General features: G+C 66.4%; 7 protein-coding genes. 5 read left to right on the forward strand and 2 right to left on the reverse strand.

All coding sequences use genetic code 11. The features are described 5' to 3' along the window. The first annotated feature begins 10 nt into the window (after nucleotides 1–10). From KBW98_RS00505 to KBW98_RS00525, 5 genes are read left to right on the forward strand one after another with little or no spacing between them, the layout of a single operon-like run. The gene (locus KBW98_RS00505; protein WP_211518114.1) at nucleotides 11–2,170 is read left to right on the forward strand and encodes an exo-alpha-sialidase; all 2,160 of its coding nucleotides are present in this window, start codon (nucleotides 11–13) and stop codon (nucleotides 2,168–2,170) included. A gap of 13 nt (nucleotides 2,171–2,183) precedes the next feature. Further along, the gene (locus KBW98_RS00510; RefSeq protein ID WP_211518115.1) at nucleotides 2,184–4,478 is read left to right on the forward strand and encodes a glycoside hydrolase N-terminal domain-containing protein; all 2,295 of its coding nucleotides are present in this window, start codon (nucleotides 2,184–2,186) and stop codon (nucleotides 4,476–4,478) included. Between the two features lie 21 nt (nucleotides 4,479–4,499). Beyond that, complete coding sequence (locus KBW98_RS00515) at nucleotides 4,500–6,170, forward strand: DUF5597 domain-containing protein (protein WP_211518116.1); 1,671 nt, start codon at nucleotides 4,500–4,502, stop codon at nucleotides 6,168–6,170. A gap of 34 nt (nucleotides 6,171–6,204) precedes the next feature. Continuing rightward, nucleotides 6,205–9,087, forward strand: a complete 2,883-nt coding sequence (locus KBW98_RS00520; RefSeq protein WP_211518117.1) for a TIM-barrel domain-containing protein — start codon at nucleotides 6,205–6,207, stop codon at nucleotides 9,085–9,087. Nucleotides 9,088–9,138: 51 nt separating this feature from the next. Next, nucleotides 9,139–10,224: a GDSL-type esterase/lipase family protein gene (locus KBW98_RS00525; protein WP_211518118.1), complete on the forward strand. Its 1,086-nt coding sequence runs from the start codon at nucleotides 9,139–9,141 to the stop codon at nucleotides 10,222–10,224. 99 nt (nucleotides 10,225–10,323) lie between these two features. On the opposite strand, the gene KBW98_RS00530 is transcribed toward KBW98_RS00525, so the two are convergent. Then, a complete protein-coding gene (locus tag KBW98_RS00530) occupies nucleotides 10,324–11,889 on the reverse strand; it encodes a glycoside hydrolase (RefSeq protein WP_211518119.1) in 1,566 nt (521 codons plus the stop codon). 116 nt (nucleotides 11,890–12,005) lie between these two features. Further along, nucleotides 12,006–13,163, reverse strand: coding sequence for an AraC family transcriptional regulator (locus KBW98_RS00535; protein WP_211518120.1), 1,158 nt, complete (start codon nucleotides 13,161–13,163; stop codon nucleotides 12,006–12,008). Nucleotides 13,164–13,169: the final 6 nt, after the last annotated feature.

The following is a 13,169-nucleotide window of genomic DNA, read 5'->3' on the forward strand; positions in this document are numbered from 1 at the left end:
AGCGCTCACGATGAAGTTCCTGAAGCAGGCGGGCGGACTCGCCATCGCGCTGACCATGCTGACCGGCGCCAGTCCTGAAAATGAGGCGCCGGTGCGGGTCGACTACGTGTGGGACAGCGTGGCCATCGGCGGCGGCGGCTTCGTGACCGCCGTGCTGCCGAGCCGCAGCGAACCGGGCGTCGCTTATGCCCGTACCGACGTGGGTGGGGCCTACCGCTGGGACGCGAAGGAACAGCGCTGGTGGCCGCTGATGGACTGGGTGGCCGAAGACCAGACGGGCTTCCTCGGGATCGATGCGCTGGCGATCGACCCGCGCCATGCCGGCCGCATCTATCTGCTGGCCGGGATCAGCTACCTGAATGGCGGTCGCACCGCGATCCTGCGCTCCCTAGACTACGGCAAAAGCTTCACCACGATCGACGTCAGCAGCCAGTTCAAGACCCACGGCAATGGCATGGGCCGGCAGAACGGCGAGCGCCTGGCGGTCGATCCGGGCAACGGGGACATGCTCTACCTCGGTTCGCGCCGCGACGGCCTGTTCTTCAGCAGCGATGCCGGCGAACGCTGGACCCGGCTCGAGAGCCTGCCGGTGACGACGACGCCCAACGATGTCGGCATCAACGTGGTCGTGCCCGACCCGGCCAGCGTGGCGAACGGGCGCGCGCGCCGGCTGTTCGTGGCCGTGTCCCGCTTCGGCAGGGTCGCGCCGAATCTCTATCGCAGCGACGACGGCGGCGTGAACTTCGCTCCTGTGGCCGGGGCGCCGCGAGACTTGATGCCCCAGCGCGCCGTGCTCGATGGCGCCGGCAACTTGTATCTAACCTATGCCGACGGCGCCGGTCCCCACCCTGACCGGACCGGGACTGAACCGATGCGCCGTGGCCAGGTGTGGCGCTACAACATCGCGGGCGGCGCCTGGACCAATGTCACGCCGCAAGACGTCACGCATCCTTTCGCCGGAATCAGCATCGATCCGCGCAATCCGCGCCGCATCGTGGTCTCGACCATCAACACCTTCCTGCCGCAGGGCGACGCCAAGGGCGACCGCGTCTACGTCAGCGAGGACGGGGGCGACAACTGGATCGATGTGATCGCGCGCGGATTTAGGCGCGACGCCGCGGGCGTGCCCTGGCTCAAGGGTCACGGCATTCATTGGACCGGCTCGGTGGAATTCGATCCGCAGGACCCGCGCGCCGTCTGGATCACCTCGGGCAACGGCGTGTTCCGCACCCCGGACATCCAGGCCAGCCCCGCCAACTGGGTGTTCACCGTCAAGGGCATGGAAGAGACCGTGCCGCTCGGCTTCCTCAGCATTCCCGGCGGCCCCCTGGTCTCGGCCATCGGCGATATCGACGGCTACCTGCACGAGGACCCGTCGCGCCATGGCCGGATCCACGAGCCGCAGATCGGCACCACCACCGGCCTGGACGCCGCGGCCGCCAAGCCTTCGGTGATGGTCCGCGTCGGCAAGCACATGATGCTTACCCGCGACGGCGGCGCCCACTGGACCCAGACGCGGGCGCTCATGGGCATCAAGGGGCAGGCGGCCCTGTCGGCGGACGGCGCCACGATCCTGCACAACCCGGAGCGCTCGGCGGTCACCTACCGCTCGGTCGACATGGGCGCCAGCTGGACTGCAGTCAAGGGCCTGTCCAAGCCGAGCACGCTGCCGGTCGCCGATCCCGTGCGCCCCGGGGTTTTCTACGCCTACGACGACGGCGCCTTCCTCGCCAGTACGGACGGCGGCGCCAGCTTCGCGCCGCGCGCCAGCCTGCCGGCCGGCGGCTCGCGCCTGGTGCGGGCCGCGCCGGGCCGCGAGGGCGACCTGTGGGTGGCATTGAAGGCGGGCGGCCTGGTGCGCTCGCTCGACGGCGGGACCAGCTTCACGGCGCTGGAAGGCATCGACTACTGCGGCGCGGTTGGCTTCGGCAAGGCCGCGCCCGGCGCAAGCTACTTAACGATCTACATCTGGGGCGCGCGCAAGGGTGTGCGCGGCATCTACCGCTCCCTCGACGGCGGCAAGGGCTGGGATCGGATCAACGACGAGCGCCACCAGTACGGCGGCCCCGGCGACGGCCACTTCATCGTGGGCGACATGAACCGCTTCGGCTATGTCTACATGAGCACCGCGGGCCGCGGCATCGTTTACGGCCGTCCGGGAGCGAAGTGAAATGGGAGAACGCATGACGACGACCGGCCTGCGCGCAGTGGTACTGGCGGTGGCGATGACGGCGGGCGCCGCCTGGGCCGCGCCGGAGATGGTGCTGCGCTACGACCGCCCGGCCCAGGACAACGACCAGGGTTGGGAGCGCGAAGCCCTCCCGATCGGCAACGGCCGCATCGGCGCCATGGTCTTCGGCCAGCCGGCGCGGGAACACCTGCAGTTCAACGATATCACCCTGTGGACCGGCGACGACAAGACCATGGGCGCCTTCCAGCCTTTCGGCGACCTGGTGGTGGACCTGCCTGGGCACGAACTTGGGGCCAGCGGGTACCGGCGTGCGCTCGACCTGGAGCGCGGCGTGCACAGCGTCAGCTACCAGCGCAATGGCGTGCGGTTCCAGCGCGAGGCCTGGACCAGCTACCCGGCCCAGGTCATCGTCCTGCGCCTGAGCGCCGACCGCAAGGGCCAGTACACCGGCGTGGTCGAGCTGAGCGACCGCCACGGCGCCCAGCTGTCGGCGGTGGGCAGCAGACTGTACGCCAACGGCAGCCTGGCCGGCTATGCGCAACCCGGTTCGGCGCCCAGCACGAACAGGATGGCCTACGCCAGCCAGGTGCAGGTGCTCCACGAGGGCGGCCGAATCGCCGTCGACGGCAAGCGCATCCGCTTCACGGATTGCGATTCGGTGACGCTCATCCTGGGCGCCGGCACCAGCTATGCGCTGGAGGCGGCGCGCGGCTTCAACGGCGCGCATCCGCTGGACAAGGTGACCCGGCAGGTGACGGCCGCCGCGGCGCGCCCGGCCGCCGAGCTGCGGGCCGAACACGAACGCGACTTCCGCGGCCTCGTGGGCCGGGTCGCCATCGACCTGGGCGACACGCCCGCGGCGCGGCGCGCGCTGCCGACCGACGCCCGGATCCTGGCCTACACGCAGCATGGTGGCGACCCGGAGCTGGAAGCCCAATACTTCCAGTATGGCCGCTACCTGCTGGCCTCGAGCTCGCGCGGTTCGCTCCCGGCCAACCTGCAGGGCCTGTGGAACAACAGCCTTACTCCGCCCTGGAATGCGGACTACCACACCAACATCAACATCCAGATGAACTACTGGCCGGCCGAGGTGACGAACCTGAGCGAGCTGGCCGAGCCCTTCTTCCGCTTCGTGAACGGCGTCGCGCCCGTCTGGCGGCGCGACACGGCCCTGGAATTCAAGACCGCCGACGGCAAGCCGGTGCGCGGCTGGACCCTGCGCACGGAATCGAATCCCTTTGGCGCCATGGGCTACCTGTGGAACAAGACCGGCAATGCCTGGTATGCCCAGCACTTCTGGGAGCACTACGCCTTCACCGGCGACGCCCGCTTCCTGCGCGAGGTGGCCTATCCGATGATGAAGGAGGTCAGCGCCTTCTGGCAGGACTATCTGAAGGAGCTGCCGGACGGGCGCCTGGTGGCCCCGCAAGGCTGGTCGCCGGAGCACGGCCCCATCGAGGACGGCGTCGCCTACGACCAGCAGATCGTCTGGGACCTGTTCAACAATACGGTGGAAGCCGCCGGCATCCTGGGCGTGGATCCCGAACTGCGTGCGCGCCTGGCGGCGCTGCGCGACCGGCTGGCCGGCCCCAAGGTCGGCAGTTGGGGCCAGCTGCTCGAGTGGCTGGAGGAGAAGAAGGATCCGGTGCTGGATACGCCGAAGGATACCCACCGCCACGTCTCGCACCTGTTCGCCCTCTACCCGGGCCGCCAGATCAGCCCCGTCAGGACGCCCGAACTGGCCAAGGCGGCGCGCCGCTCCCTGGAGGCGCGCGGCGACGCCGGCACCGGCTGGTCGATGGCCTGGAAGATGGCCTTCTGGGCCCGCCTGCAGGACGGCGACCGCGCCTACCGCATGCTGCGCGGCCTGCTGTCGACGCCGGGGGCGCGCGCCCTTGAACAGGCCGGGCCGGGGTCGGAACACAACAACGCCGGCGGTACCTACGCCAACCTGCTCGATGCCCATCCCCCGTTCCAGATCGACGGCAATTTCGGCGCCACGGCGTCGATCGCGGAGATGCTGCTGCAGTCGCAGACCGGCGAGATCCACCTGCTGCCGGCGCTGCCGAAGGCCTGGCCGGACGGTTCCGTACGCGGCCTGCGCGCACGCGGCGGCTACGAGATCGACATGGCCTGGAAGGGCGGCCGGCTGCACAGCGCGAAGGTCCGCTCGGTGGCGGGAACGGGCCCGGTGACGCTGCGCCATGGCGCCCGCACGATCGACCTGAACCTGCAGCCCGGACAATCGGCCGCCCTGCGCGCGGCCCAGTTCGGCGCCGGACAATAACAACCCGAAGGAGATGATTGCATGACCTTGAACAGGATTTCCCGCCGCCTCACGCTGCTGATATTTGCACTGGCGGCCAGCGGCATGGCTACCGCCGCAAGCGGCGACCTGCCGCGCATCGTCGCCAAGGATGGCCGCCACGCCCTGCTGGTGGACGGCCAGCCCTTCCTGATGCTCGCGGGCCAGGCCCACAATTCCAGCAACTACCCGGGCGCGCTGCCCAAGGTCTGGGCGGCGCTGAAGGATGCCCAGGCCAACACCCTCGAGATGCCGGTGGCCTGGGAGCAGATCGAGCCGCAGGAAGGCAAGTTCGACTTCAGCTTCATCGACACTCTGGTCAAGCAGGCGCGCGAGAACAAGATGCGCATCGTGATCATCTGGTTCGGCACCTGGAAGAACACCGGCCCGGGCTATCTGCCGGAATGGGTCAAGTTCGACAACAAGCGCTTTCCGCGCATGATCGACAAGGATGGCAAGACCAGCTACTCGCATACGCCCTTCGGCGAGGCGACCCTGGCGGCCGACCGCAAGGCCTTCGTGGCCATGATGGAGCACATCAGGAAGATCGACGCGAAGCAGCGCACGGTGCTGATGGTGCAGGTGGAGAACGAGGTCGGCACCTATGGCGTCGCGCGCGACTACGGCCCCAAGGCGCAGGCGGCCTTCGAGCAGCCCGTGCCCGCCGCCGTGCTGGCGCGCCAGAAGGCCCCGGTGCCGGGTGCGGCCCAGGGCAACTGGCGCCAGGTCTACGGCGACTATGCCGACCAGTACTTCCACTCCTGGGCGATCGCCTCCTACATCGAGGAGATCGCCAAGGCCGGACGCGCCGTGTACGATCTGCCCATGTTCGTCAACAACGCGCTGCGCGATCCGTTCCCGCAACCCGCGGCTCCCTGGAACAGCAATTTCGCCAGCGGCGGCCCCACTTACGATGTGCTGGATATCTACAAGGCTGCGGCGCCCCATATCGACTTCGCCGGCCCGGACATCTACATGCCGGAGTCGAACAAGGTCACGGCCATCCTCAAGCAGTTCCAGCGTCCGGACAACCCGCTGATGGTGCCCGAGATGGGCAATGCCGCCGGTTATGCGCGCTACGTCTACCAGGCCCTGGGCATGGGCGCCATCGGCATCGCGCCTTTCGGCATCGACTACGCCAACTACAGCAATTACCCGCTGGGCTCGAAGTTCACCGACCGCCGCATGGTGGAGCCCTTCGGCAAGGTCTTCGGCGTGTTCGCCCCGATGCAGCGCCAGTGGGCCCAGTGGGCGCTCGAGGGCCGCACCTATGGCGTGGCGGAGGGCGACGACCGTGCGGCCCAGACGGTGGAGATGAAAGGCTGGAAGGCCACCGTCTCCTTCCGCGAGTTCCAGTTCGGCGAGCGCCAGTACTTGAGAGACAAGGACGAATACCAGTCGGGCACGGAGTCGCCCAGCGGCGGCCTGGCCATCGCGCAGATCGGCGACAACGAATTCGTCCTGGTGGGCCAGCAGGTGCGCGTGAAGATCTCGGGCGCGGGCGCCAACCAGGGCAAGCCCTCGATGTGGGCGCGGGTGGAAGAAGGGCGCTTCGACACCAGCGGCAAATGGATCATGGAGCGCAACTGGAACGGCGACCAGACCGACTACGGCGTCAACCTGCCGGCCCAGCCGACCGTGCTCAAGGTCAGGCTCGGCACCTACGAGCAATAAGAACGAAAATTCAATGAATAACAGGAGATCGACAATGCGTATGACCCAGGTCGCGGCCGCTGTGCTGTTCCTCGCCGCAGGCAACCAGGCCCTCGCGGGCAGCTTCCAGCAAACCGCCAACGGCATCGAGGTCCAGCCGGATGCAGGCAGCGCCAAGCTGGTGCGCTTGAATCTGATGAGCGACAATATCGTCCAGGTGCTCAAGCTCGCTGAGGCGGGCAAGGCGCTGACGCCGTCCCTGATGACGGTGGCCAAGCCTTGCGAGTGCAGCTTCACCGTCAACAAGCTCGGCGCCGATGCCGTGCAGCTGAAAGCGAACAAGATCTCTGCCACGGTCTCGCTCAAGGACGGCCAGGTGCAGTTCTTCGATGCTGCCGGCAAGCGCTTCCTGAACCAGGCGTCCGAGGACATGAAGCCCGTCACCGTGGGCGGCAAGCCTTTCCTGGCGATCAAGCAGGGCTTCAACCACGGCACCCGCGACGCCTTCTACGGCCTCGGCCAGCACCAGAACAACCAGATGAACTACAACGGCGAGGACGTGCTGCTGGCCCAGCACAACATGATCGCCTCGGTGCCCTTCGTGGTCTCGGACAAGAACTACGGCCTGCTGTGGGATAACAACGCGATCTCGCGCTTCGGCGACCCGACGCCTTACGCCTGGATGTCGCGCGACCTCCAGCTGGCGGGCGTGGACGGCAAGCCGGGCGGCCTGACGGCGCGCTACTACATCGACGGCAAACTGGCGCTGACGCGCCAGGAAAAGGACATCGCCTACCAGTACCTGAAGGACCTGGACGAGAACTGGCCGAAGGAGCTCCCGCCGCTCAGTGGCCTCAATAAGGACCGCAAGAACGTGCGCGTGGTCTGGGAAGGCACGATGAGCAGCGACAAGCCGGGCGTGCACAAGATGCAGCTGTACTCGTCGGACTACGCCACCCTGACGGTGGACGGCAAGCAGGTCATGGACGTGTGGCGCCAGGGCTGGAACCCGTGGTACCACAACTTCGAGGTGAAGTTCGCCAGGAACAAGCCGGTCAAGATCAAGGTCGACTGGAAGCCCTCGGGCGGCATGATCGCCATCACGCACAACAATCCGCTGCCCCAGGCCGAGCGCCATTCGCTGACCATGTCGTCCGAAATCGCCGAGGCGATCAACTACTACGTGATCAGCGCCGACAACATGGACAAGGTGATCGCGGGCTACCGCCACCTGACCGGCCAGCAGCCGATGATGCCGAAATGGTCTTACGGCTTCTGGCAGTCGCGCCAGCGCTACGAAACCCAGCAGCAGCTGCTCGACACCGTGGCCGAGTACCGCAAGCGCGGCTGGCCGCTCGATAACATCGTGCAGGACTGGTTCTACTGGCCGGAGAACGGCTGGGGCTCGCACGACTTCGACAAGGCGCGCTTCCCGGACCCGAAAGGCATGATCGACACCGTGCACAAGCAGAACGTGCGCATCATGTTCTCCATCTGGGGCAAGTTCTACGCCAACACCGACAACTACAAGGAGCTGGCGTCCAAGGGCCATATGTGGACCAAGAACGTCGAGAACGGCGCCAAGGACTGGGTCGGCCCGGGCTACCTGAACAGCCATTACGATCCCTATACCAAGGAAGCGCGCGACATCTACTATCGCCAGATGAAGTCCAAGCTGGTCGACCTGGGCATCGACGCCTGGTGGATGGACAACACCGAGCCGGACGTCCTGTCGAACAGCCGCCCGGAAGACTTTAAACAACTCATCGGACCGACCGTCTACGGCCCGGGCGAGGTCACCTTCAATCCCTACAGCCTGGTGCACTCGGGCGGCATGGTCGACCACCTGCGCCAGGACCAGCCGGATACCCGCCAGTTCATCCTGTCGCGTTCGGGCTTCGCCGGTATCCAGCGCAATTCGGTGGCCGTGTGGAGCGGCGACACCGTGGGCCGCTGGAACAATCTGTACGACCAGATCGCGTCCGGCGTGAACATGTCGATGTCGGGTGTCCCGAACTGGACCCATGACATCGGCGGCTACGCCCAGGAGACCCGTTTCCAGACCGGCGACGTCGGTTCGGCCCAGGAAAACCGCACCACCAGCGCGGCCGCCGCCAACCCTGAGGACCTGAAGGAATGGCAGGAACTGAACCACCGCTGGTTCCAGTTCGGCGCCTTCTCGCCGCTGTTCCGCTCCCACGGCGAAGTGGTCAAGCGCGAGATCTACAATATCTCGGCCGGCGACGACGCCATGCGCGACAACATGGTCTGGTTCCTGAAGCTGCGCTACCGCCTCATGCCTTACATCTACACGATGGCGGCCGATACCCACTACAACTCGGGCACCATGATGCGCGGGCTGGTGATGGACTTCCCGCACGACGAGAAGGCCAAGAACGTCAAGGACCAGTACATGTTCGGCCCATCCTTCCTGGTGGCGCCGGTTAGCGTGTACAAGGCGCGCGAGCGCCAGGTCTACCTGCCCTCGGGCGCTGAATGGTACGACTTCTACACCGGCCAGCGCCACAAGGGCGGCGCCACCATCAAGGTGGCCGCGCCGCGCGACCAGATGCCGCTGTTCGTCAAGGCCGGCTCGGTCGTGACCACCGGCCCGGTGACCCAGTACGTGGACGAGAAGCCGGATGCGCCGATCATCGTGCATGTGTATGCCGGCGCCAACGGCAGCGCCACCCTGTACGAGGATGATGGCGTCAGCAATGCCTATGCCCGTGGCGAAGCCAGCCGCATTCCGATCAGCTACGACGACAAGTCCGGCCTGGTCACCATCGGCCAGCGCAGCGGCCAGTACAAGGGCATGCCGCTCAAACGCGAGTTCAAGGTGCGCGTGGTCAAGCCGGGCGTGTCGACCGCGGCGGACATGGATGCCTCGGACAAGTCGGTGGCCTACGACGGCAAGCCGGTCACCATCAAGCTCTGACTCTCCTTCGCCGGGCGCCTCACCGCGCCCGGCTTTTTTTTCGCCTATCGCATGAAACCCATTTCTTCTTCACTGCTACTGGCCGTAGCGAGCCTGTTCTGCGCCGCGCCGCTCCTGGCCGCGACCACGATCCCACCCGGCCACCCACACCTGCAGTACACCGGCCGGATCGATGCCTCCACGTCAGGCGCGCCGGTGCTGAGCTTCCCGAACACCGCGATCGCCGGCCAGTTCACCGGCACCTCGCTCGCCGTCAAGCTGGACGACCAGCACGGCAAGAACTTCTATAACGTCTTCCTCGATGGCGATCTGGCGCGTCCCACCATCATCCAGGCGGACAAGGGGAGCAAGACCTACCTGGTGGCGAATGGCCTTAAGCCGGGCAAGCACCGCTTCCTGATCACCAAGCGCACCGAGGGCGAGGAGGGCGCGACCGTCTTCCAAGGGCTGGAACTGGACGATAAGGCCGGGCTGCTGCCGCCGCCGCCGCGACCCGCGCGCCGCATCGAGTTCTATGGCGATTCGATCACCTCGGGCATGGGCAACGAAGCACCCGACGACGGCGTCGACCACCTGGGCAAGGACAAGAACAGCTTCCGCTCCTACGCCGCCCTGAGCGCGCGCCAGCTGGGCGCCGAAGGGCACTTCATTTCGCAGAGCGGCATCGGCGTGATGATCTCCTGGTTCCCGTTCACGATGCCGGACTTCTACGACCAGGCGAACGCGGTCGGCAATAACGACTCGAAGTGGGACTTCGGCAAGTGGACGCCGGATGTGGTGGTGATCAACCTGATGCAGAACGACAGCTGGCTGATCGGGCGCGACCACAAGCTGCAGCCGGAACCGGATGGGGCCCAGCGCATCGCGGCCTACAGGGGCTTCATCCAGCGACTGCGTGCACTGTATCCGAAAGCCTATATCGTGTGCGCGCTTGGCAGCATGGACGCCACCAAGGCCGGCTCCCCCTGGCCCGGCTATGTCAGCGCGGCCGTGCGCGGGATGCAGCAGGATGGCGACAAGCGGATCGACACCTTGTTCTTCCCGTTTGCCGGCTACGGGGCGCATCCGCGCGTGCATCACCACGAAGCCAATGCCAAGCTCCTCACCGCCTTCATTCGCCGCAAGATGGGATGGTGATCGCCGGGTGGACGGCGGGGCCGTCCGCGCGGCGAGGCGGGCAGGTCCGAAAAAAAGCCCGCGCAAGCGCGGGCTGTAAGGACGACCCCAAACTTCAAATCATTTCGCCTTGCTCAGCTTGAGCAGGTAGACATCGTTTTCGCGCATCGGCAGCTCGGTGCTGAAGCTGCCGTCGCTGCCGACCCGCACCTGGCGCTGCTGCGAAGGCTTGCCGGTGGCGGTGGCCTTCAGCGCCGCCACCTGCTGGCGGGTCAGCTGCTTGGGCGAACCCATGCCGATGTAGGCGGTGAAGGCGTCGTTCTGCCTGTAGCCCACCTGCGCGATGCTGAGCGAGTACGCGCCCGGCTGCATGCCCTTGACGCTGACCTTGAACTTGCCCTTGGCGCGCGCCGGCAGGTCCTTGATGAAATACTGCTGGTTGTTGACCTTCTCGGGCAGGGTATGCGTGTAGTCCCACACCAGCAGACCCAGGTTGCCCTTGTCGTCGACGGTGGCGAAGGACTTCTGGTCGGCGTTTTTCAGCTCGCGCGCGCCCAGCTGGTTCAGGAACTGGTAGGCGAAATAGGCCGGCTTCTTGATGCCCTGGGTGTTCATCAGCCCGAAGCCGCCATGAAAGGCCTCGAAGCGCGGACCGGCTTCCTCGAAGATGTCGGTGAAGACCCAGTAGGACATCGACTGCGCCGCCGGCCCGATCTGCTTCAGCTTGTTCAGGATGTAGGCGGCCTGGTGGTAGCTGTCGTGGCTCGGATCGGACGGCGTATAGGACGAACTCCATTCCGTGTAGTGCAGTTCGAGCTTCGGCATGCCGGAGGCCGCGATCTCCTTGCGGTTCTTGAGCACGTCGTTGCTGACCGCCCATTCGTCCGTCGACAGTACGGTGCCGGTGGTGCCGAATTCGTCCAGGAAGCCCTGGTTCACGCCATACGAATGGGTCGAGACGAAGTCCAGCGGCGTCTGGTTCTTCCCGGCGTAGGCGATCAACTCGGGAATCCAGGCCGCGCCGGCGGTCGCCGGCCCGCCGACCCGGTAGCGCGGGTTCACGCTCTTGATCGCACGCGCGGCGTGGGCGTAGAGCTTGAAGTACTCGTCCTGGGTCCCGGCCCAGAAACCGTCCAGGTTCGGCTCGTTCCAGACCTCGAAGTACCAGCTCGCGACCTCCTCGGCGCCATAGCGTTCGGTCCAGTGTTCGGTCAGCTTCCTGATCAGGGTCTCCCACTTCTCGTAGCTCCGCGGCGGCGTCACGTTGCCCTTCCACCAGAAGATGGTCTTGTCGCCGCTGGCCATCGCCGCCGGCATGAAGCCCAGCTCGACGAAGGGCTTCACCCCGATGCCGAGCAGGTAGTCGTAGAGGGCGTCGATGTACTGGAAGTTGTACTGTTCCTTGCCCTGGGCGTCGACCTTGTAGACGCCCATGTCGTCGGTGAGCAGGCCGTGCATGCGGATGTACTGGAAGCCGGCGTCGCGCTTGATCTCGGCCAGCTGCTGCTGCCAGTCGGCGCGCAAGCCTTCGTTGGCGCGGCCGGCGCCGATCACCAGCTTGTGCATCTGGTTGAGCGGACCCTGGACGGCGCGCGCATCGATGGCGATGGTCCGGTCCTGGGCCTGGGCCGCCGGCAGGGTCATGAGGGCTGCCGCCAGGGTGGGGAGTAGGGTCTTGAGTTGCATTGGTCGAATCCGTGAAAACGATGGTCGGGTTTGCAGGATAGGGGACGGCGCCCGTCCCGGCGCGCTGGAAACCGCCGGAGTGCGGAAAGTGCAAGCAATCGTGGCGGATTTGCTAGTCATGCCGTCTCCTCGAGCGCGCCCCTGAAGGACTTCGGCGTACGGCCGTACTCCTCCTTGAACAGCTTGTTGAAGTAGGAGACATTGCTGTAGCCGACCAAATAGGCGATCTCCGCCACTGTCGCCGCGCCGTTCTCGGATAGCAGGCGCGCGGCCTCGGTCAGGCGCAGCTTGTTGAGGTAGCCGCTGAAGGTGAAGCCCAGTTCCGCCTTCAGGATCTCGTTCACCTTGTTGCGGTTGACGCCCGCCTCGGCCGCGAGGGTATCCAGATCGAGATCCGGGCTGGCGTAGCGGGTGGCGATCAGGCGCAGCACGGCCGCCTTCTCGCGGTCGCGGTGCGGCTGTACCGACAGCTGCTGGTAGGCGACCAGCGGCAGGTCCTGCCGCAGGCGATCGCGCAGCTCCTCGGCCAGCACTTTCGCATAGCGGCGCAGGGCCCACCAGCCGTAGCCGGCCCAGGCCAGGACCAGTGCCGCGCCAAGGAAGATCATGTAACGGCCGTCGCGGGCCTCCAGCGTCAGTTCCTCGATCTCGACCGTCGATTCGATGCCCGTCGGGCTCTGGAAGGTGGTCGAAATGGACAGTTCCGGAACCTGGTCCAGGGTATAGCTGTTGCGCGCGAGGTCCTGCTTGAACATATCGAACCACCACTGCGGTGTCTCGAGGCGGGTAAGGTCGAGTTGCACGTCGGCCCATTGACCGCTGCAAGAGAAGAAACCTGTCGGCGAGCGATAGGTCAACAGCTGGTGGCGCTGCGAGACGTCGGGATCGAAGGTGGGGATGGCGAGGCCCAGGGTATTGGCGGGATCGCAGCGTACGCGCAGGCTCAGCTTGCGGTAGCGCGACAGGTCCAGGTGGACTGGCTGGCCTCCACCGTCATGGAAGACCAGGTTGGCCGAGGCGAAGGGATGGCTGACGGCCTTCGCCACCAGCATGCGCAGGCGCAGCGCGCCGCCGGAGGCGTCGACCCGCATGGCGGACAGGCCGCCCTGGTGGGCGTCCGAGTCCGCCGTCGCGCGCCACGGCAGGTTGCTGGCGGTCGCCGGCAGCAGGGGCGTTTGCTGGCGGCTGGCTTCGAGACAAGCGTAGCCCAGCAGGAGGCTGGCGAGCAGCAGGCTGGCCGCGTATGCGAGCGCATTCCGATAGAAAGCCTGCATGCCGGC

This window comes from Massilia sp. ST3, from assembly GCF_018119405.1.
Taxonomy (GTDB): Bacteria; Pseudomonadota; Gammaproteobacteria; order Burkholderiales; family Burkholderiaceae_D; genus Telluria.